Origin of the sequence: Chryseobacterium edaphi (assembly GCF_025628985.1) — a bacterium.
Taxonomy (GTDB): domain Bacteria; phylum Bacteroidota; class Bacteroidia; order Flavobacteriales; family Weeksellaceae; genus Chryseobacterium; species Chryseobacterium edaphi.
Genome location: NZ_JAOTEM010000001.1, coordinates 122,085 through 141,963, shown reverse-complemented (window position 1 = coordinate 141,963; position 19,879 = coordinate 122,085). Strand labels below are relative to the sequence as shown.

Here is a 19,879-nt window from a genome sequence, read left to right as displayed (position 1 = left end):
ATAATGAAAAAACAAGGAGTATCAAATGCATTTGTCGCAGCTTCATGGGTAGCTTTAGGAGCCGGAATGGTTGGCTACATTGTAGGTTTGGTAAGAGCAGAAATGCAGTTGAATGAAAAAGGATATTATTTTACAATCCTTCTTTACGGATTATTTGCTGTAGTATCTTTACAAAAAGCTGTACGTGACAGAATGGAAAATATAAAAGTAACAGATATTTACTACGGAATCTGTTGGTTTGCCACTTTATCATCGATTGTTTTACTGACTGTTGGATTATTTAATGCAACTATTTTACCGAGTGAAAAAGGGTTTTATGCCTTTGCTTTTTTATTGGCATTATTTGGTGCAATAGCCGTTCAGAAGAATACTCGTGACAATATGATGGAAGATTAATTATCAAAAAATAAATCATACAATGCTCATCAAATTGATGAGCATTTTTATTTTTCAAATAATTATTTCACAAATAATTGACATGCTTAAAAAATTCTTATCTTTGCGTTTCATAAGATTAACAAAATCGCAAAACAAATTTATTATCATTAGGAATATTCATACTTTCACGAAAAATATATTATTTAAAAATAAAAAACAGGACAGAAAAACAAATTCTGTATTAAGTCTCAATTAATACTAAACACCAAAATATTATTTATGCAAAAATTACTATTCGTTGTTATTTGTATTTTTTTCTTTCAGATTACAAAAGCGCAGAATGAGTTTATTACTGTTTGGAAGCCCGGTAATATTTCTACGCAGAATATATCTGGCGGAATTCCTTCCACTTCTACACAGATCTGGTTTCCGGGAAGAGGCAACAATTTTAATGTCACTTGGGAAGAAGTAGGATATCCTTCTCATAATGGTACTTTGTCCAATGTCAGTTCAACGATCAATTTTTTAATAGATTTTGGAACTCCGCAAAATCCTGTTGCAACTGATGCCACTTATAAAGTGAAAGTGAGTAACGGAGGAGGGAGTTTTAATGCAATAAAATTCCCCGATACTGTCTTTATTCTACCCATTGACTCACCTCCAATTGTCAATTTACATGCTGGTGATATTAAAAAAATTCTCGAAGTATCTCAGTGGGGAAACATCAGTTGGGACACTTTTACCTTTGCATTTTTTAATTGTTCGTATCTTGATGTCACCGCAACAGATCTACCCGATTTATCGAATGTAACGACTACAGAAGGCATGTTTTTTTCGACGGGAATTATAGCAAACTCCAGTATTTCTTCCTGGAATACTTCTAATGTTACCAATATGAGATATATGTTTGCGCAGACAACATTCTTTAATCAGCCTGTGGGAAATTGGGATGTGTCCAACGTAACAGATATGGGCTGGATGTTTCACGCATGCGTATCATTTAATCAACCATTAAATAATTGGAATACTTCTAAAGTCATCCTTATGGATCACATGTTTCATTATTGCAATGGTTTTAACCAAGATCTTTCAAACTGGAACACTTCTAAAGTTACCAACATGAATTTGTTACTGGGTGGAGCCAATATTTTTAATCAAAACTTAGGAAATTGGGATTTATCGTCTTTGGCAAATGGGTCTCAGATGCTGAGTGGAACCAATTTAAACTGTAGCAATTGGGATCAGACACTTGTCGCATGGATGAATAATATTACACTACCCTCAAGTTTAAATATAGGAAATGTTTCTACTGCTAAATACTCTCATCCGAGTGCGGTAAACGCAAGAAATTACCTGCTCAATATCAAAGGCTGGACTTTTTCCGGTGACGTTTACGATCCCAGCTGCGAATCAAACTTATCGACTTCTGAAAACATCAGCATTAAAGAAATTTCGATCTATCCAAATCCGGCTACCAATTTTATTTTCATTAAAAATCTTCCGAAAGAGAATGTAAAATACAGAATTACAGATTTTAACGGAAGGCTCATTACTCAAAATATTTTGGAAAGAGAAATGATTTCTATTCAACAGTTGGATCCTGGAAATTATATTTTAACAATCACAATAAAAGACAAGGCTAAGAATTTTAAGTTTATTAAAAATTAAATAACCAATCAAAAATATTATTTTCCTCAAACACCTGATTTTAAAATTATCTTATGAAAAAACTAATATTTTTCTTCACTGTGATGCTTTCATTTCAGATTGCAAAGGCACAGAATGAGTTTATCACCATTTGGAAACCTTCGGGAATTAATCCGAATTTTATCACCTCAGTTTCCGGTCAAAATCCTTCCACATCGAGTCAGATATGGTTTCCCGGGACGGGTCTTAATTACAAGATTCAATGGGAAGAAGTAGACTATCCGCAGCACAACGAGACGCTGAACAGCGTAACGTCGATAGGTCAGACATTAATTAATTTTGGCACACCACTCAATCCAAATCCTGCTGCAGCTACATACAGAGTAAAAGTAAGCAACGGAAACGGGGTTTTTACCCAAATAAAATTTGCCACGGTTGCGAATCCAACAACGGGAGGAACTATTTGGACTCACCACGGAAATTCAGACAAATTACTTGAAGTAGCGCAATGGGGAAATATTCAATGGCAAACGATGTACAATGCATTTTCACATTGCAGATATCTACAGATCACAGCAACAGATTCACCTAATCTTTCGGGAGTTACAGACGCATCTTACATGTTTTATAATGCCAATTCATTAACAGGAAATGCTTCAATGGCAAACTGGAATACTTCAAATATTGAAAATTTCCGAAATATGTTTTCTCATTTAAGCATGTTTCAGATCCCCGATACCTTTAATGCTCCCATTGGTTCTTGGAATACATCAAAAGCGACTGACTTCAGATATATGTTTGAAAACAGAGCTGCATTTAATCAGAACTTAAATAACTGGAATACGTCGAAAGTTACCGACATGGGCTATATGTTTTCCGGAACTCAGGCTTTTAACCAACCTTTAAATAACTGGAATACCTCAAATGTGACCAACATGATGTGGATGTTTCATTTTAATCAAAACTTTAATCAACCTTTGAATAGCTGGAACACTGCTAAAGTAACGGATATTTCTCACATGTTTCATGGCTGTAGCTCATTCAATCAACCTTTGAACAATTGGAACACGAGTGTTTTAACAGATTTCAGCACTTCATTTTCTGGAGCTACCAATTTCAATCAGAGCCTTCAAACCTGGAATCTTCCTGCACTTACATCTGGATCACTCGCACTTTTAGGGGCAGGTTTAGATTGTGATAATTACAGCGATACGCTTTTCGGTTGGGGAAGTAATCCTAATACGGCCAATAATATCAATCTGGGATTTGTACCCAATTTTACATACTCTGTTGATGTTATACCAAACAGAAATATTTTGCTCAACAAGGGCTGGACGATTACTGGCGACACCGTTGGCGAATGTAGGAAATTATCTACTCATGAAAGTCAGTTAAAGAATTTAGGCTCGATTTATCCTAATCCTGCGGAAAATTTTATTTATTTAAAAAATATTAAAGACGCAAAAGAATACACGATCACTGATTTAAGCGGAAGATTGATAGCCAAAGATTCTCTGACAAAAGATTACATCAAGATCCAAGATCTTTCACCCGGAAATTATATTTTACAGATTTTAACGAAAGAAAAAATTCAGACTTTCAAATTCATTAAAAAATAAAAAAAATGCCTCGTCAATTTGCGAGGCATTTTCTTATATCAAATTTAAATTATTACAAGTCGTAAAGATTTGGATGTTTAGCTTTAATGTCATCCACAGTTCCCAAAACTTTATCTTTCAAAGTATCCTGATAAATCTGAAGTTTTTCAGCTACATTTTCGTCTCCTGTTCCTAAGATTTTCGCAGCTAAAATTCCGGCGTTCAAGGCTCCGTTTAAAGCAACAGTTGCCACAGGAATTCCGCCCGGCATTTGAAGAATCGATAAAACAGAATCCCAACCGTCAATCGAATTGCTTGATAAAATCGGAACTCCTATTACAGGTAAAGTTGTACAGCTTGCAACCATTCCCGGAAGATGCGCTGCTCCTCCCGCTCCAGCAATAATTACTTTTAAACCTCTTTTTTTCGCATGTTTTGCATAATCAAACATTCTTTCAGGCGTTCTGTGTGCCGAGACTACTGTCAATTCATACGGAATGTCTAAACTTTTCAAAAAATTCGCCGCCAGTTCCATGATTGGCAAGTCACTCTGACTTCCCATGATAATTCCTACCATTTCTTCAATTTATTAGATTGTTCAAAGATAAGAATTTTAGAAAGGTGATTGTTGAAAAGTGAATTTTGCTTTGCAAGTGAATATGTGAAAAGTCAATCCGCTTTCTTTTCAATTTTTAATCCAAGCATAGAAAATTCACATTTAACAATTGACTTATGCATCGGATTGGCATCATTTTTCATTCTAAAATAAATATCTTTACATCATTATTTCACATCATTTTGAAAGACTACAAACTTATTTTTGCCGTTCTTACCGTTGCTATCGTTTGGGGAACTACTTTTTTGGCGATTCGTGTTGCGGTAGAAACTATTCCGGCCTGGTTTGTGGCAGGAATCCGTCAGTTTTTAGCAGCAACCATCATGCTTATTATTCTACTTTACCGAAATGAATTCAAATGGATTGGGTGGAAGAATTTAGGATATCAATTAATTTTCTCAACATTAATGCTGATTGTTGCCAACGGAATGACCACGGTAGCTGAAGAAGAGGTGACAAGCAGTTTAACTTCTCTTATCAGTGCATGTTCTCCCATTGTAGTCTTTCTGGGCAGTGTTGCAATTGGGTTACAGAAATTTACTTTTAGAGCATTTTTTGGAGTTTTAATGTGTTTCAGTGGAATCCTTTTTATTTTCTGGGACGGCTTGAGCGATCTGGAAAATCCTGATTACACGATGGGAATTATTTTCTTATTTATCGCAATTGCAGGTTGGGCTTCCGGAACGATTTTCACCAAAAAATTAAATATTCAGAGCAAAAATATTTCGTTAAATCTATTTTATCAGTTTGCTTTTGCAGGTCTTATTCAGCTTTGTTTTGCATTCCTGTTTTCAGATAATTATAATTTTGAAAGCTGGAGTATCAAAAGTATTTCGGCAATGCTTTATTTGGCAATTTTCGGATCTGTTTCGGCATTTTTTGCGTTTCATTATGCTTTGACCAAAATTTCTCCTGTTCAGGTTTCTATTTTAGCCTATGTGAATACGGTGATCTCCATTTTCCTGAGCTGGCTGATTTTAGATGAGAGTATTTCAGTTAAATTTATCGTTGCGGCAATTTTAATTATTTTGGGTGTTTTTATTATTAATTACAATCCTGAAATGTTTAAAAGAAAGAGACTTGAATCATAATTCATACCTCAAATATTCATCAATCCACCAATTCACATGTTTTTTTTAGATAATTTCTCTTCACTTGTCATAATTTTTGCATTTGTATTCGGATCAAATAGTGCATTATGACCAAAAAATATCTTTTTATACTGTTCATCTCTTTTTTTCTCCTTCAAAGTTGCGAAAACAAAGAAAAACAGCAACAGCTGACTGAACGAGAAACAAAACTACTGGAAAAAGAAAAATTATTTGCCCAAAAAGAATCAGAATATCAGACTTTACTAAAAATGCGCGACAGTATTTTTAAAAAGAAAGATTCTATCCAGATTGTGTTATGGCCACAGGAAATTTCCGGCGCGTGGAGCGGAAAAGTGATCTGCACAGAATCTAATTGCAGCGATTATGCAGTTGGAGATCAACGGGTTGACAATTGGGAATTTGACAGCGATTCTATCCAGCTTTCAACCAAAATCATTAATAACAGTAACCTCATAAGAACTTACATCGGAAAATTTGAAAACAATGAGGTTAAATTAAATTATAAAACAGATTCTACAGCCAAAAAAAATGTAGAAATGAATATTTTACTGAATGAAATTTCGTCCAACAAAATCAGAGGAATACGAACGGTAACCGTAGACAATAACTGCACTGCAAGGTTTTCTGTAGAGCTTACACGAATTCAAAAATAACAACTATGATTCTAAGCATACACAACCTGAGTCTTCCCATCGAAGATCCCGTACTGAAATTTCTGCTGGTTTTAATCATCATTTTGGCGGCACCGCTTCTTTTAAATAAAATAAAAGTTCCGCATCTATTAGGATTAATTATCGCAGGAGCCATCATCGGACCAAACGGTTTCAATGTACTCGCGAGAGACAGCAGCATCGTAGTCACCGGAACTACAGGATTGCTCTACATCATGTTTCTTGCCGGACTGGAAATCGACATGGGCGATTTCAAACGAAACAAGTGGAAAAGCCTCACTTTTGGATTATATACATTTATCGCACCTTTCGTTTTAGGATTTATCGGAGCGTATTATTTACTAAATTTCTCAATGCTCACCTCTATACTGTTTGCAAGTTTATTTTCTTCGCATACTTTAATTGCCTATCCTTTGGTCAGCAAACTCGGAATTGCTAAAAATCTTGCTGTAAATATTACCGTTGGCGGAACGATGATCACTGACGTACTTGCACTTTTGGTTTTGGCAATCATAGTCGGGATGTCGCAAGGAGATGTTGGAACTGCATTTTGGGTAAAACTTTCAGTTTCATTTATCGTATTTGCACTGGTTGTATTATTCGTGTTTCCGATGATCGGAAGGTGGTTTTTCAAAAAAGTGGATGATAAAATTTCACAGTATATTTTTGTTTTGGTAATGATTTATCTTGCTGCAATGTTGGCAGAATTGGCAGGAGTTGAGGCGATTATCGGAGCATTTTTCGCAGGTTTGGCTTTAAACAGATTGATTCCGCATACTTCATCTCTGATGAATCGGGTTGAATTTGTCGGAAACGCTATTTTCATTCCTTTTTTTCTGATCAGTGTAGGAATGCTGATTGATTTTAATGTATTTTTTAAAAGTCTGGAAACCATTGGAGTTGCAGCCATAATGCTCGTTGCTTCGATTGGAGGAAAATATTTGGCAGCCGTAGCAACACAAAAAACTTTCAGACTTTCCAAAGACGAAGGAAAACTGATTTTCGGATTGAGTTCTGCTTCAGCCGCAGCGACTTTAGCTTCCGTGATGGTGGGTTATAACATCATTATTTCCGAAAGTGAAAACGGAGAACCCGTAAGATTATTAAATGAACATGTTCTGAATGGAAGTATTCTTTTGATTTTAGTTTCTTGTACCATTTCATCGTTTATCTCGATGGCAAGTGCACAGAAAATTGCAGAAATTGATAATGAAGACACCGTTTCCGGAAACAATCATGAAGAAGAAAATATACTTTTGGCCATTAATTATGAAGAAACGGTTGAAAGGATGGTGAATTTGGGAATTCTCATAAAAGCACATTCAAATACCGAAGATTTTTTTGCTTTAAATATCATTAATGAAGATAAAAATGAATCTTCCGTAAAAAATGCCGACAAACTTCTCCATCAGGCAATCGACACTGCGGTAGCTGCAGATGTTAAGCTTCAGGCATTAAAAAGATACGACAATGATGTTATAAACGGTGTCAACAATGTGATTAAAGAACAGAAAATCACAGATTTAATTATTGGACTTGAAGATGAAAAAGGCTTCTCACCATCATTTGTATATAATCTTTACAACGGATATCTTCAGAATGATGATGTGAATGTTTTAGTTTATCACGCTGCACAACCGCTTTCAACGATTAAAAAATATGCAGTGATGATTCCTGAAAATGCTCACAAAGAAGCCGGATTTTTCCATTCGCTTTTAAGGGTTTGGAATATTGCGAGAAATTCTGGTGCTATACTTGTTTTTTATGCTCCGGAAACGATCCTGAATATTCTTCAGAGAATTATAAAAAAAGCCAACATCGAAGCTGAATTTATTATCATGAATACCTGGAAAGACGGTGAAAAAACTGCAGCTCAGTTAAAAGATGACGAAGCGCTAATTCTTTTTATGGCTAAGAGAGGAATGCAGTCGTATATTCCGAGAATGAGACTGATTCCTGACCTTCTTAATAAAAGCCTGAAAGACAACAATTATCTGCTCATTTTTCCTTTTTCAAAGTATGATGATGAAAATAATGCTGAAATACGTTCAGTAGGAAATCACGATGATTTTACGGAGATCGGAAATGTGATTAAAAGGATTTTTAAGTAGCAAGAAATAATATTATTTTAATTTTTGAGAAAAAGATGTTTGATGTATTTTTATCAATTAAATACAAGCCTTAATATAAAACAAATTATTAAAAAAACACTTAAAGATGTCCGAAATTAAATATTATAAAACATTCTTTAATTATGATGAAATTGATCATTATAAAATTGAAATTGATGATGCTGATGATTTATACTTTGATCAAAATATATCATCCATTGATCAGCTCAAATATAAAGTAATCTATCAAAATACACCTGAAAACATTGATGATCTTGACTTTCTGAATTTCTTGAATGAGATAGGTTATCTAAAGCAAAAAATAAATTCAACTGATTTTAATAATATTGATAATATATTTATTGAGAAGCCAGAAGAGGAAATGATGACTGCAGGTTGTATTGCAATTTTCAGAGATATTTTAGTTTTTAAAAAGAATAACGAAGTTACTGGTGTGGCCAAAATATGTTTTAGCTGTCATAAATATCAAATTGTAGGCACAGAAACCAATACTGATAATTTTGGATCTAATAACGATTACTCGCAGCTTGCAGATATTTTGTACAATACATAATTTAATTCATGAAAAAAGCTCTCATCATCTCAATTTCAGTAATAATTGTAATCATTCTATCTTTTATAATTTATTGGAATTTACCCATTGAAGTAACAAGAAAATCTGACATCAAATTTGGAAATGAACTGATACTAAAAATTGAAGATTATAAAAAAAACAATCGCAAACTTCCAACAAACCATGATTGGCAAACTTTTGAAAAGTTAGTATTTAAAAAAGATGAAGCCGCAAATCCTGTTTATACATCTGATGAAAAAGGTAATTTTGAGCTGGTTTATTTTGAAGGTTTTGACGGTCCCTATTTGATGTGGAGTTCTCAGGAAAGAAAATGGACGATTGATTTTCCAAAAATAGTATCAAAATAAAAAGACTGCCCAAAAGCAGTCTTTCATATTTTTAAGCAATCACTCTCACCATCGCTTTCACTTCCACCAATTTCTCCATCAATTCTTCTCTTGAATCTGCCAAAACATTGATGTGTCCCATTTTTCTCCCAGGTTTGGTTTCTGTTTTTCCGTAAAGGTGAATGTAGGTTTCAGGAAGTTTTAAAACCTCTTCCATTCCTTCATAAATTACTTTTCCCGAGAAACCTTCTGCGCCAACCAAATTTAGCATTCCGCTGTAAATAATGGCGTCGGTATCGGCTAAAGGTAAATTTTTTACCACACGATACATTTGTTCGAACTGCGAGTTGGCGTTTCCTTCCTGACTTTGGTGTCCTGAATTATGCAATCTCGGAGCCGTTTCGTTGACCCAAACTTTTCCTTCTTTATCTAAAAATAATTCAATCGCAAACAATCCCGGAGAATTGACCGCTTTCAAAAATTTGTCTGTAATTGAATCGATCTGATTTTCAATTTCTTCACTTAAAAAAACCGGACAAATATTAAAATCAAGTAAATTTAACTTAGGATCGGCAACCATTTCTGTCACAGGAAAAGTTTTTGTCTCTCCGTTTTCGTTGATGGCAACAATTATAGAAAGTTCCTTATCAATATCTACCAGATTTTCCAAAACAGAATCTTCAGTCCACAGGTTTCTCAAATCATCAGAATTGCGGATAATCTGAACGCCTTTTCCGTCATAACCTCCTGTGTTTAATTTCTGAACAAAAGGAAACTCAATTTTTATTTCGTCTGAACTTCCGTCCATAATTTCAAAATCCGGACTTGGAATGTCGTGCTCCTTATAAAATTCTTTCTGAAGGATTTTCTGTTGGATGGTTTTAATGATTTGTGAGTTCGGAACTACTTTTACCCCTTGATTTTCCAGTTCAGCTAATGCATCTGCGTTTACGTGCTCAATTTCAATCGTCACTACATCTTTATCTTTTCCGAAATCTAAAACGGTTTCGTAATCATTAAAACTTCCCTGTGTAAAATATGAAATATTGTGACAAGGCGCATCTGAAGCCGGATCTAATGTGTAAAACTCATCATCATACTTCAACGCTTCCTGAATTAACATTCTACCGAGCTGTCCGCCGCCTAAAATTCCTATTTTCATTTTTTATTTTATTTATTTTTAATTATCCTGATGAAACAAATTCGCCGCTTTATCAGTTATTTAATTTTATCGAGCATCAAATACCCTAAAAAAGTGTAATTTTCCTGATTATCAGCGTCTGATTTTCTTAATTTAAGAGAATATTTCTGCTTCATTTCTTCCGGAAGAATTTCGTTAACACTGAAAATATCATCAATATCAACCCCGAATTTTTCATCAATATGACTTCCGGCACCTTTAAAACCCATCGTCTGATAAAATTCTGTCGCCTTTGATTTTTTTACGACTTCACCCAATGTTTTCCCAACCATCAAATGCTGTTCGTGAAACTCTTTAAAATGATCTGCCTTGTAACCTCCGAGATTCACAAAGAATAATTTTTCTTCATTCTCAAACGAGTTTTTTGGCTCTACAGAAATTTCATATCCATCGGCAAACTTCACCTCCTGATATGCATCAATATGAATTTTCCCTTTAGCTTCAGTCCAAAATTCTTTCATCGCAGGAACCAAATCCTTCAAAGATTCTGCAATACCGAAAAAAACATCGTGCTGCTCTATATTTCTACCTTTTGGAGTTGCCCCAAGAATGATATAAAATAACTTCATTTTGAATTTTATTTTTGCAAAAATACGGCAAAAAATAATCTTGAGTTAATGTTTGCCTGAAAACCGCAATAGTTTTACAGCGACAAAATCTAAAAATCATATATCTGTGTAAAAAGAATTGTTTGGATTGTTCACAGTTGGTTATTTAATGAAACCGAAAAGAATTAGATTTTTAAAATTTAAATAGACTTTTTGCGTTAGATTAAAAACTTTTCTAATAACACATGAAACTATCTTCCACAACTACCATATTGGTACTGCTCCTTTTTTCGGAAAAATATTATTCTCAATCTGATTATTCTTTGGGAGTTACTGTAGGATCAGGCATGAACATTTATAGAAACAATTTATCGAGTGACAAAAGTCAGTTCAGCACAAACAAACCCATATCTTTTTATTTTGGAGCAAAACTGGTGAAAAATTTAGACGAAGAAAACAAGTTATTCGCTGATCTTTTAGTCACCAGGAAAAAAATAGAATACGAGTACAATCTCAATGAGCCTGAAATTCCGTTTACGAATAAAGAAATTTTTGGACAAAAATATGATTGCATCTCGCTTTTTGTAGGCTATAGGAGGTTGTTTCCTTTCAATGAAAATTTCATTTACATTGAAGGAAGTGTGGGTGCAGACTATAATAATAACGTCATGATTTATAATCGTGGAAATGGACAATCGCAGGACGGGCTAACCGAAACCATTTACTATGAAAGCTCTTACAACACCAATATTGGCGAAAAAAGCTATACGATCAGTTCAAATATAGGATTTGGTTTAAATTTCGGGTTGAGAAACCAGTTTGACTTAGGGATATCTATAAATGTACCTTTTCAAAAAATCCAGACCAAAGAATCTAATTTTCAGTATTTATGGACATATAAAAATAAAGAATATTTGCATCAACTGAAATACATCGGCACTATATATTATCCAAGTTTAAGGCTCACTTATTATGTTTTTTAAGAATTTACGATTGAATTCATTAGCTTAAATCCACTAAAAAAAATAAATTTTTCATTCAATAAAAACCAATTAAGAGAGCTTGTTTTCGTTACAAAAATTGTCAAAAAATAATCTTGAGTGAATGTTTGCCTGAAAACCGCAATAGTTTTATATTTGTAGCATGTCGGAGATCATTATTCTTTTTCTTGGCGCTATCTCAGCAGGTCTTTTGGGTTCACTTACAGGTTTGGGAGGAGGAGTTATCATCATCCCTTTACTGACGCTGGGTTTTGGCGTTCCGATGCATTACGCAATCGGTGCTTCACTGATTTCGGTAATCGGAACTTCTTCCGGAGCAGCCGTAGCTTTTGTAAAAGAAGGATTTACCAACATGAGAATCGGGATGTTTCTGGAGATTGCGACGACTGCCGGTGCTATCGTTGGTGCATTAGTTTCCGGAATGCTGAATCCAAATACGATTGGAATTATCTTCGCAAGCATTCTTTTGTTGACCGTAATTTTAAATCTGAAAGGTAAACCAGATCATCAGGAACCCCGGATTAAAGGAACTTTGGAAGATAAATTAAAATTATACGGCACTTTCCCAGATAAGGGAATTCTTAAAAGTTATTCAGCAAGAAATACTGTTCCCGGATTTTTTATGATGATGTTTGCAGGTGCAATGTCCGGACTTTTAGGTATTGGTTCCGGAGCCTTGAAAGTTTTGGCAATGGATAATATGATGAGACTGCCGTTCAAAGTTTCTACGACGACGAGTAACTTTATGATTGGCGTGACTGCCGTTGCCAGTTCATTAATATATTTCCAAAGAGGTGAAATCATCCCTGTAATTGTTGCTCCGGTTTTAGTTGGTGTTGTAGTCGGAAGTTTCATCGGATCAAAAACTTTAATGGTTTCTAAAACTAAAAAACTGAAGACATTTTTCGCTATCGTGATTACGATTCTCTCCATTTATATGATGTATAACGGTCTAAGAAGCAATTTCTCATGAGAAAAAATTTCACTGATGTTGATCTGAACCGTTCTGTCGGAAATTTGCTGAGATTAGGGGTAATTTTATCGGTAATTACTTCGTTGATCGGTTTCATTAAGCTTTTTACGGAAGGCTTTAAAATGCCGAGAAAGTACAAACTTCTCGACATGGGAACTTCTTCGGAGAAAGTTTGGGGACATTTCTGGGAAACCCTTTGTAAAGGTGAAGGAATGGCCATTATTCAATTGGGAATTCTGATGCTGATTTTCACGCCTTTAATGAGAATTATCTTTGCTTTAATCGGATATTTGAAAGAGAAAGATTATTTATATGTTGCAATTTCTTCTATTGTTTTAATTATTATGGTCATCAGTTTTGTGACCGGATATGCACATTGATTTACTTTTTAATTAAATTCTCCAAATGTTAGTATTTATGCTGAAAAAAGTATTTCTATTTATCATCATATTTCTTAACTCAAATTTCCTATCCGGACAAAATCAATATTCCAAAAGAGAGCTCGAAAGACTTCAAAATCAAACACACCTCTGTAGTGAGCCAACATCATCTACTACCACTACCGCAAAAGATTGGTATGAGATGGAGTATGTTGAAGATAAAAATTTAGTTCTTATTATTAAAAGTAAGATTAAAACCGTAAAGTTTTTTTTAAAGAAATAATAAAAAGAAAAGATAATCTTCACATTATTAAACTTGTTAAAATTTGATTTTTACATTTGATAAAATTCTAGAGGCAATTGATCGGGATCCTGAGTAAAGAAAAACTCTTTTCCGGTAAATTCATCAATGCGGATCTCTTCACAGCTTAAACCTTTTCCAATTAACTCTTCCCGCTCTTCATTGACATTCTCAACAGAAAAAGCCAAATGTCTCAATCCGCAGGATTCCGGTCTTGACGGTCTTTGTGGAGGATTTGGGAAAGAAAATAATTCGATAACATAATCATTTCCGATGGCTAAATCCAATTTATAAGATTGTCTTTCTTCACGATAAACTTCACGAATAATATTTAAACCTAAAACTTCGGTATAAAACTTTTTTGAAATCTGATAATCTGAACAGATAATCGCAATATGATGAATTTTCATTTTTAAAATTATTTTTTACAGTCTTTTCTTCTCGTATCAATCAGATACTGAATTTTCCAGACATTATTTTGTTTTATCAATTGGAAACTGTTGGCTCCGCAATGTGAGAATTTTCCTTTATAATAGAATTCATAGGGTGTAAAAACGCTCGCTAAATTTCCATCAATATGAATACCTTCGAAAGTAATTCTTTCGTCTGCATCATTTTTTGAAAGTTGAGAAATCGAAGCTATAAAATTTTCAATATTTTCATTTTTCAAAACACCATCTTTCGTTATACTTTGCATGATCGGACTTTCTGCAAAGGTAGATTGAATAATTTCCGCATCTGCATTTTTCATTCCTGTAAAGAGCTTTTCTACCGTTTGCCTTACTAAATCATTTTCAGATAATTGCCCAAAACAATATGAACTTAATAAAATAAAAATTCCAATAAATATTCTCATAGTGATCATTTTTGAACAATAAAAGTAAGAAATATATTACTCGGAAACAGCTTTTATTCTTAAACTTTAGATGGAAAGAGAGCAAAAAATGTATCAAAATATCTTACATTTACGTGTTATTAAAAAGATATGTGGGAAGTTTATCTGGTATTTGTTGCTTTATTATTGATTTTAACGGTGTTACCCAAAATTCCAAGTTCACATTGGATTTTTCGTGTTCCTGATTTTGGTAAAATTCAGATTGCTTACATTACTTTAATCACTTTTGCTTCTGGCTTTTTTTTAAGCTTTGAGTATTTTTGGTATTACCAGGGATTGTTGCTGGCAATTTTTATTTACCACGGAATTACTCTGGTTAAGTATACTCCACTTTATAAAGTAAAAAAACATCCGCAAAGTCAAAATTCGTCAGAAAAATATCATTTTATTTCGGCAAATGTTTATCAGTTTAATAAAGATTACAATCAGTTTATCGCTCTCATTAACAAGAACAAACCCGAACTTTTCCTGACTATGGAAAGCAATGGTGATTGGGAAAAAGCGTTACAGATTTTAGAAAAAGATTATCCTTTCCAACATAAAGTGACCCTTGAAAATACCTACGGAATGCATTTTTATTCTAAAATGAAAATTGAAGAATCAAAAACGCATTTTTTCGTAGCCGATGACATTCCAAGTATAGAAGCACATCTGAAAACCGAAGATGGCTTTGAATTTGTCTTTTTTGGAGTTCATCCACCGCCACCAAGTCCTACCGAAGAAGAAACTTCGAAAGAAAGAGATGGTGATCTTTTAAGCACCGCAAAACGCGTTCAGGAAATTGAAAAGCCAGTGATCGTAGTGGGAGATTTCAACAATGTAGCGTGGTCACAATCTTCTATTTTATTCAGAAAAACAAGTCATTTGATCGATCCGAGAGTTGGTCATTCTTTCGTTTCGACATTCCATGCAAAATACCGTCTTTTGAGATTCCCTATCGATCTGATGTTTCATAGCGAAGATATTTTCATTAAAGATTTAAAAACACTTGAAAATTTTGGTTCGGATCACCTTCCTGTTTACTGCGAATTTTTTATCGATCATCACAACGACGATCAGGAAGAACGTGTAGAACAAGCTGATGCTGAAGAAAAAGCTAAAGCTGAAGAAATTATTGAGGAAGGTAAAAAAGAGGACGGAGAACGTGATGCTGTGGTTACTGAAGATTGATCATTTTAACTCCCCCGTTAATTCCCCTCGTTTGGAGGGGTGGCGAAAATTCAAAGAATTTTTGACGGGGTGGTTTGTTACGTTCAGCTAAAGCTATAATGTTCACAAAAAAAAGCGAACCAAAGTCCGCTTCTATTGATATTTATTTAATTAAAAACTCATCACATCCTTCACTACTCCGTTCTTCTGAGTGTGTTGCAGCAATTCATTTTCAATAAAAGTTTTTATTTTCTCTTCAGAACCATCATTTGGGAATAATAGGTGAACATTCGCTCCTGCGTCCAAAGTAAAAAACAATGGAAGTTCTGTCTCTCTCCTGAAATCCCAGATTTTATTGATCACCTCTAAAGTTCCTTTTTTCATCAAGATAAAAGCAGGATCGCTCATCATCATCATAGCGTGAAGCGTTAAAGCTTCGTGTTCGACCAATTTGATGAAAGCTTTCATATCCCCACTTTTAAGAATTTCTTTCATCGGAACAAAATTCTCTCTTGCTTCCTGAAATCTTCTTTCTGCATAAGGATTCGTATTCATCAAACCGTGACCAACTGTTGAAGAAACGCTTTTTACACCTTCATGAATCAATAAAACCCAGTCGTTAAAATCTTTGAAAACTGAATGAATTTCATCGTCAGAATATTTAACCGCAAATAAATCTGAACTGCCTTCAACCTCATCAGATTCGCCCCAAACTACCAATCCGCTATAAAGGCTTCTACAAGCACTTCCGCTTCCTAATCTGGCTAAAAAGGATGCTTTTTGTAGAGAAACTTCGTCTGAATCTTTTCCTGAAAAAGTTTCATCTAATTTCATCATACATTTAGCAATAGCTCCAAAACCTGAAGCTGAACTTGCAATTCCTGAGCTGTGAGGGAAAGTATTCTCAGTTTTGATGATGTATTTTCCTTTTAAAATCCAGGGAAGATATTGTTCAATATTTTTAAAATACTTTTCTATTTTCTCGGCGAATTTTACTTCTTCGTTTCCAGAAAGAAAAGTCTGAACAGAAAATACTTCATTTGCTAAAAATTCTATTGTCGTATTGGTTTTACAGTGATTTAAAGTGTAACTGATACTCGGATTTGCCGGAATCTGATCTTTGTATTTCCCCCAATATTTAATTAAGGCAATATTTGACGGACAGCTTTCTGAAACTGTTTCTGAGCTTATATTGTAATTTTCTTTTCCTAAGAAGTCTCGTGTTGTCATAGTTTTATTTTAATGATAACTTATTATTATCACCACAAAAGTCACAAAAGTTTTAGATTTATTATTGAAGTTTACTTAAACTCTTTTGAAAGTTCAAATAAGCTTTGGAAATATTTGAACTGTTTTTGTAAACGTTAAAGATTTAAAATTTCAACTTACTTTATCTTTTGTGACTTTTGTGGTTAATGTTAATACATTTTTTCGATTAAATCAGCATATTTTTTCAGCACTACATTTCTCTTTACTTTCAAAGTCGGAGTAATTTCTCCGCTGCTGATCTCAAATTCTGAAGGCATCAAAGTAAACTTTTTCACCTTTTCAAAATCTGAAAGTTCGTGCTGCAATTCTTTAATTTTATCTTTATAAAAATCGATGATTTCTTTCTTTTGAACAATTTCTTCCCAATTGGTAAAGGCAATATTATTTTTCTTTAAATGATCTTTTAAAAATTCAAAATTCGGAACGATCAATGCAGAGACAAATTGTCTTCCTTCCGCAATTAAAACAATCTGCTGAATAAAATTGTTATTGGTTAGTATATTCTCAATCTGCTGTGGTGCAATGTATTTACCATTGGAAGTTTTCATTAAATCTTTGATACGGTCTGTTATGAATAGGTTTCCGTTTTCATCTATTTTTCCTGCATCACCGGTTTTAAACCATCCATCTTGTGTGAAAACTTTTTCAGTTTCTTCAGGTTTATTGTAGTACCCTTTCATGATTCCGTTTCCTTTTGCCAGAATTTCATCATTTTCTCCGATACGAAGTTCAACTCCTGGTAGAGGTTTTCCGCAAGATCCATGCTCAAAATGAGTAAATGGGAAAGCCGTCAAAGTCGCTGTAGTTTCCGTTAAACCATAACCAACGGTGATATGAAGTCCCATTGCTTCAAACAATTGCGTCACATCGGGCGAAACGGAAGCTCCACCACAAGGCATAAACCAAAGTCTTCCTCCCATTTTCTGTTTCACTTTACTGAAAACTAAAGTGTTGGCAACAGAATGTTTTAGTATTAGTCCAAAAGGAACTGATTTTTCAACTCTTCTCAATTCGGCAGTCTGTTTTCCTACTTCAAGAGCCCAATCGAAGATTTTCTTTTTAAATGATGAACCTTCTTTTGCTTTTTCTAAAACTCCGGCATAAACTTTTTGGAAAAATCTTGGAACAGCGCACATCATTGTTGGTTTTACTTCTTCCAAAGTGGCTGCAATGTCCTTCGGATCTTCAAGAAAATAAACTCTTGCACCACCATACAAACATAATAAACTCCAGCATCTTTCGAAAACGTGAGTTAGAGGTAAAAACGCCAACGATAGTTCATCTTCGAAATTTTTAAACTTAAAATATTCAAAATGAGCATCAAAAGCCTTGATGAAATTTCCATGGGTTAACATGACACCTTTTGGCGTTCCTGTTGTTCCCGAAGTATAAATAATTGTTACTAAATCTTCAAATTCCTTTTTAACGATCTCTAATTTTGGGGAAGTTTTAGCAATAAAATCTTCTAAATAAAAAGTATGTTCTTTTTTTACCCAAACTGCTTTTTTAGAAACAATGATGGTTTGAAGGCTGTTTTCTTTTTGTACAATTTCAAAACAAGCATCATATTGAGCCTGATTTCCTACCAAAATAATTTTGGATTGAGAATCATTGATGATATATTCTGCCTGTTCGGTATTGTTGGTGGAATAAATGGGAACCGTAATCGCACCAATCGACATCGCGGCTAAATCAAAAATCAGCCACTCAGCAGAATTGTCTGCGTAGATGGCGACTTTGTCGTTTTCTTCGACTCCGTTACTTTTTAATGCGTTTGCCGTTTTAAAAATAATTTCGCTGAATTTTTTCCAACTCAATTCTTTCCAGCTTTCTTTCTTTTTGAAGCCGACAGCCGATTTGAAAGAATGCTTTTCTACATTTTTACTGATAATTGCTTCTGCAAGATTCATTATAATTGATTCAGCTTTTTGTCATTAATATAATTGTTGAGATGGAAATCTACACTTTCCTGAACGGGAATAAATTCGTAATTCAAAGTATCTTTCACTTTTTGATTTGAAATAATATTGGAAGAATTCACCGATTCTATATTGGTTCTGGTTGCCATTTTCAACTGTGGAATCAGCCACCCAAAAAAGATATTGAGCCATCTTCCGATATTTAATATAGATTGAGAAAGAATTTTCGCATCCTTTAAACCTAATTTTTTTCTGATCTGATTTCCGATTTCTGCATATTTTTTACTTTCAGAAATAAGAATAAACCGTTCTCCGAATTGATCTTTTTCCATCAAATCGATGGCAATTTTTGCAACGTCACGTACATCAACATATGCCGAACTTCCTGAAAATGTAAAACTATTCTTTTCAAAAGTCGAAAACAATTCTCCACTACTCTGTTTCCAGTTCCCTGTTCCGACGATCATTCCGGGATTGATGATGATGGTATTTAAACCTTCGGCGGAAGCTCTCCAGACTTCCATTTCTGAAAGATGTTTTGAAATTGCATATGCGGAATGTTCAATTTTCGGATTAAAATCTGACTCTTCATCCAACTCTCCTTTTTCATTAAAACCATCCAAAACAGCAATCGAACTTACATGAAGAAATTTCTGAACACTTGAATTTTCGCAGGCAAATAAAAGATTTTCTGTGCCTTTGATGTTGGTGTGATACATTTCCTTTTCATCTTTCGGATGAAAACTTACTTTTGCAGCACAATGATAGACTTCTGTAACGCCAATCAAAGCGTCTTGTAAAGAATGAATATCGTCAAAATCAACATTTACCCATTCAATTTTATTAAAAAAATCTTCCGGATTTTCTGTATAAAACTGATAAGAATGTTTTACTTCATCAATATTGCTCGCAGATCTTTTTGCAGCACGAACTGTTTTCCCTTTTTTCAAAAGTTCCAAAACGATGATTCTGCCTAAAATTCCTGTTGCTCCTGTTACAAAAACCATGAATTTATTTCCTGCTTGATTAGTGAATTACAAATTCCTGCAAATTTGCAAATTTTATGTGGTTATTTGATTGAATTTGCGTGATATAATTAATTAATTTTAAACGCAAAGTTCGCTAAGATTTTTTTAACTACTAACTGTTTTTAAGCTCGCCAAGGCGTTCCACTCAGCTAAGATCTCAA

The 19,879-nt window shown here is 34.1% G+C and carries 21 protein-coding genes; 13 read left to right on the top strand and 8 right to left on the bottom strand.

The genetic code is table 11. From position 1 onward, the window contains the following. Positions 1-3 precede the first annotated feature (3 nt). The 3 genes from yiaA (at position 4) to NZ698_RS00800 (ending at position 3,644) form a co-directional block, all read left to right on the top strand. Positions 4-396, top strand: a complete 393-nt coding sequence (yiaA, locus tag NZ698_RS00810; protein WP_263000920.1) for an inner membrane protein YiaA — start codon at positions 4-6, stop codon at positions 394-396. A gap of 261 nt (positions 397-657) precedes the next feature. Continuing rightward, positions 658-2,046: a BspA family leucine-rich repeat surface protein gene (locus NZ698_RS00805; RefSeq protein ID WP_263000918.1), complete on the top strand. Its 1,389-nt coding sequence runs from the start codon at positions 658-660 to the stop codon at positions 2,044-2,046. A 53-nt stretch (positions 2,047-2,099) separates the two neighbouring features. Then, positions 2,100-3,644: a BspA family leucine-rich repeat surface protein gene (locus NZ698_RS00800; protein ID WP_263000916.1), complete on the top strand. Its 1,545-nt coding sequence runs from the start codon at positions 2,100-2,102 to the stop codon at positions 3,642-3,644. A gap of 52 nt (positions 3,645-3,696) precedes the next feature. Here NZ698_RS00800 and purE read toward each other — a convergent pair whose 3' ends face one another. Then, positions 3,697-4,200 carry a 5-(carboxyamino)imidazole ribonucleotide mutase gene (gene purE, locus NZ698_RS00795; RefSeq protein WP_263000914.1) on the bottom strand — a complete coding sequence of 168 codons (504 nt, stop codon included), beginning with the start codon at positions 4,198-4,200 and terminating at the stop codon, positions 3,697-3,699. A gap of 221 nt (positions 4,201-4,421) precedes the next feature. Here purE and NZ698_RS00790 point away from each other — a divergent pair, with 221 nt between their 5' ends. The 5 genes from NZ698_RS00790 (at position 4,422) to NZ698_RS00770 (ending at position 9,075) form a co-directional block, all read left to right on the top strand. After that, on the top strand, positions 4,422-5,330 hold the full coding sequence (locus tag NZ698_RS00790) for a DMT family transporter (protein WP_263000912.1): 909 nt from the start codon (positions 4,422-4,424) through the stop codon (positions 5,328-5,330). A gap of 107 nt (positions 5,331-5,437) precedes the next feature. Continuing rightward, positions 5,438-6,004 (top strand): hypothetical protein, encoded by a 567-nt coding sequence (locus tag NZ698_RS00785; protein WP_263000910.1) that lies wholly within the window; start codon positions 5,438-5,440, stop codon positions 6,002-6,004. Between the two features lie 5 nt (positions 6,005-6,009). Then, entirely contained in the window at positions 6,010-8,133 is a 2,124-nt protein-coding gene (locus NZ698_RS00780) for a cation:proton antiporter (RefSeq protein ID WP_263000908.1), read from the top strand. A gap of 106 nt (positions 8,134-8,239) precedes the next feature. Next, positions 8,240-8,707 carry a hypothetical protein gene (locus NZ698_RS00775; RefSeq protein WP_263000906.1) on the top strand — a complete coding sequence of 156 codons (468 nt, stop codon included), beginning with the start codon at positions 8,240-8,242 and terminating at the stop codon, positions 8,705-8,707. A gap of 8 nt (positions 8,708-8,715) precedes the next feature. After that, positions 8,716-9,075: a hypothetical protein gene (locus tag NZ698_RS00770; RefSeq protein WP_263000904.1), complete on the top strand. Its 360-nt coding sequence runs from the start codon at positions 8,716-8,718 to the stop codon at positions 9,073-9,075. A 31-nt stretch (positions 9,076-9,106) separates the two neighbouring features. On the opposite strand, the gene NZ698_RS00765 is transcribed toward NZ698_RS00770, so the two are convergent. Together NZ698_RS00765 and NZ698_RS00760 are read right to left on the bottom strand one after the other, a co-directional pair. Then, on the bottom strand, positions 9,107-10,216 hold the full coding sequence (locus NZ698_RS00765; protein WP_263000902.1) for a 5-(carboxyamino)imidazole ribonucleotide synthase: 1,110 nt from the start codon (positions 10,214-10,216) through the stop codon (positions 9,107-9,109). A gap of 56 nt (positions 10,217-10,272) precedes the next feature. After that, entirely contained in the window at positions 10,273-10,824 is a 552-nt protein-coding gene (locus NZ698_RS00760) for a DUF1543 domain-containing protein (RefSeq protein ID WP_263000900.1), read from the bottom strand. 224 nt (positions 10,825-11,048) lie between these two features. Between NZ698_RS00760 and NZ698_RS00755 the strand changes: the two genes are divergently transcribed. The 4 genes from NZ698_RS00755 to NZ698_RS00740 all read left to right on the top strand — a co-directional run bounded on the left by NZ698_RS00755 (position 11,049) and on the right by NZ698_RS00740 (position 13,440). Continuing rightward, positions 11,049-11,786: a hypothetical protein gene (locus NZ698_RS00755; RefSeq protein WP_263000898.1), complete on the top strand. Its 738-nt coding sequence runs from the start codon at positions 11,049-11,051 to the stop codon at positions 11,784-11,786. Between the two features lie 160 nt (positions 11,787-11,946). Next, positions 11,947-12,777 carry a sulfite exporter TauE/SafE family protein gene (locus NZ698_RS00750; RefSeq protein ID WP_263000896.1) on the top strand — a complete coding sequence of 277 codons (831 nt, stop codon included), beginning with the start codon at positions 11,947-11,949 and terminating at the stop codon, positions 12,775-12,777. Next, a complete protein-coding gene (locus NZ698_RS00745; protein ID WP_263000895.1) occupies positions 12,774-13,157 on the top strand; it encodes a DUF1634 domain-containing protein in 384 nt (127 codons plus the stop codon). Before NZ698_RS00750 ends, NZ698_RS00745 begins: the two co-directional genes overlap by 4 nt. A gap of 37 nt (positions 13,158-13,194) precedes the next feature. Beyond that, positions 13,195-13,440, top strand: coding sequence for a hypothetical protein (locus NZ698_RS00740; protein WP_263000893.1), 246 nt, complete (start codon positions 13,195-13,197; stop codon positions 13,438-13,440). Positions 13,441-13,490: 50 nt separating this feature from the next. Here the strand turns inward: NZ698_RS00740 and gloA2 are convergent, their stop codons facing one another. Continuing rightward, the gene (gene gloA2, locus NZ698_RS00735; protein WP_263000891.1) at positions 13,491-13,868 is read right to left on the bottom strand and encodes an SMU1112c/YaeR family gloxylase I-like metalloprotein; all 378 of its coding nucleotides are present in this window, start codon (positions 13,866-13,868) and stop codon (positions 13,491-13,493) included. An 8-nt stretch (positions 13,869-13,876) separates the two neighbouring features. Next, a complete protein-coding gene (locus tag NZ698_RS00730) occupies positions 13,877-14,314 on the bottom strand; it encodes a nuclear transport factor 2 family protein (protein WP_263000889.1) in 438 nt (145 codons plus the stop codon). 129 nt (positions 14,315-14,443) lie between these two features. Here NZ698_RS00730 and NZ698_RS00725 point away from each other — a divergent pair, with 129 nt between their 5' ends. Continuing rightward, positions 14,444-15,523 carry an endonuclease/exonuclease/phosphatase family protein gene (locus tag NZ698_RS00725; protein ID WP_263000887.1) on the top strand — a complete coding sequence of 360 codons (1,080 nt, stop codon included), beginning with the start codon at positions 14,444-14,446 and terminating at the stop codon, positions 15,521-15,523. A 150-nt stretch (positions 15,524-15,673) separates the two neighbouring features. Here NZ698_RS00725 and NZ698_RS00720 read toward each other — a convergent pair whose 3' ends face one another. The 3 genes from NZ698_RS00720 to NZ698_RS00710 form a co-directional block, all read right to left on the bottom strand. Continuing rightward, positions 15,674-16,732: a diphosphomevalonate decarboxylase gene (locus NZ698_RS00720; RefSeq protein ID WP_263000885.1), complete on the bottom strand. Its 1,059-nt coding sequence runs from the start codon at positions 16,730-16,732 to the stop codon at positions 15,674-15,676. 188 nt (positions 16,733-16,920) lie between these two features. Further along, on the bottom strand, positions 16,921-18,681 hold the full coding sequence (locus NZ698_RS00715; protein WP_263000883.1) for an AMP-dependent synthetase/ligase: 1,761 nt from the start codon (positions 18,679-18,681) through the stop codon (positions 16,921-16,923). Then, complete coding sequence (locus NZ698_RS00710; RefSeq protein ID WP_263000881.1) at positions 18,681-19,697, bottom strand: NAD-dependent epimerase/dehydratase family protein; 1,017 nt, start codon at positions 19,695-19,697, stop codon at positions 18,681-18,683. The genes NZ698_RS00715 and NZ698_RS00710 overlap by 1 nt, the downstream gene beginning before the upstream one ends. Positions 19,698-19,879 lie beyond the last annotated feature (182 nt).

What these genes read in the sequence shown, in the direction of transcription:
- gloA2 (WP_263000891.1), bottom strand. Translation starts at nt 13,868, where the DNA reads ATGAAAATTCATCATATTGCGATTATCTGTTCAGATTATCAGATTTCA.
- NZ698_RS00720 (WP_263000885.1), bottom strand. Translation starts at nt 16,732, where the DNA reads ATGACAACACGAGACTTCTTAGGAAAAGAAAATTACAATATAAGCTCA.
- NZ698_RS00780 (WP_263000908.1), top strand. Translation starts at nt 6,010, where the DNA reads ATGATTCTAAGCATACACAACCTGAGTCTTCCCATCGAAGATCCCGTA.
- NZ698_RS00730 (WP_263000889.1), bottom strand. Translation starts at nt 14,314, where the DNA reads ATGAGAATATTTATTGGAATTTTTATTTTATTAAGTTCATATTGTTTT.
- NZ698_RS00770 (WP_263000904.1), top strand. Translation starts at nt 8,716, where the DNA reads ATGAAAAAAGCTCTCATCATCTCAATTTCAGTAATAATTGTAATCATT.
- NZ698_RS00800 (WP_263000916.1), top strand. Translation starts at nt 2,100, where the DNA reads ATGAAAAAACTAATATTTTTCTTCACTGTGATGCTTTCATTTCAGATT.
- NZ698_RS00710 (WP_263000881.1), bottom strand. Translation starts at nt 19,697, where the DNA reads ATGGTTTTTGTAACAGGAGCAACAGGAATTTTAGGCAGAATCATCGTT.
- NZ698_RS00785 (WP_263000910.1), top strand. Translation starts at nt 5,438, where the DNA reads ATGACCAAAAAATATCTTTTTATACTGTTCATCTCTTTTTTTCTCCTT.
- NZ698_RS00725 (WP_263000887.1), top strand. Translation starts at nt 14,444, where the DNA reads ATGTGGGAAGTTTATCTGGTATTTGTTGCTTTATTATTGATTTTAACG.
- purE (WP_263000914.1), bottom strand. Translation starts at nt 4,200, where the DNA reads ATGGTAGGAATTATCATGGGAAGTCAGAGTGACTTGCCAATCATGGAA.
- NZ698_RS00765 (WP_263000902.1), bottom strand. Translation starts at nt 10,216, where the DNA reads ATGAAAATAGGAATTTTAGGCGGCGGACAGCTCGGTAGAATGTTAATT.
- NZ698_RS00740 (WP_263000893.1), top strand. Translation starts at nt 13,195, where the DNA reads ATGCTGAAAAAAGTATTTCTATTTATCATCATATTTCTTAACTCAAAT.
- NZ698_RS00805 (WP_263000918.1), top strand. Translation starts at nt 658, where the DNA reads ATGCAAAAATTACTATTCGTTGTTATTTGTATTTTTTTCTTTCAGATT.
- yiaA (WP_263000920.1), top strand. Translation starts at nt 4, where the DNA reads ATGAAAAAACAAGGAGTATCAAATGCATTTGTCGCAGCTTCATGGGTA.
- NZ698_RS00745 (WP_263000895.1), top strand. Translation starts at nt 12,774, where the DNA reads ATGAGAAAAAATTTCACTGATGTTGATCTGAACCGTTCTGTCGGAAAT.
- NZ698_RS00775 (WP_263000906.1), top strand. Translation starts at nt 8,240, where the DNA reads ATGTCCGAAATTAAATATTATAAAACATTCTTTAATTATGATGAAATT.
- NZ698_RS00715 (WP_263000883.1), bottom strand. Translation starts at nt 18,681, where the DNA reads ATGAATCTTGCAGAAGCAATTATCAGTAAAAATGTAGAAAAGCATTCT.
- NZ698_RS00760 (WP_263000900.1), bottom strand. Translation starts at nt 10,824, where the DNA reads ATGAAGTTATTTTATATCATTCTTGGGGCAACTCCAAAAGGTAGAAAT.
- NZ698_RS00750 (WP_263000896.1), top strand. Translation starts at nt 11,947, where the DNA reads ATGTCGGAGATCATTATTCTTTTTCTTGGCGCTATCTCAGCAGGTCTT.
- NZ698_RS00755 (WP_263000898.1), top strand. Translation starts at nt 11,049, where the DNA reads ATGAAACTATCTTCCACAACTACCATATTGGTACTGCTCCTTTTTTCG.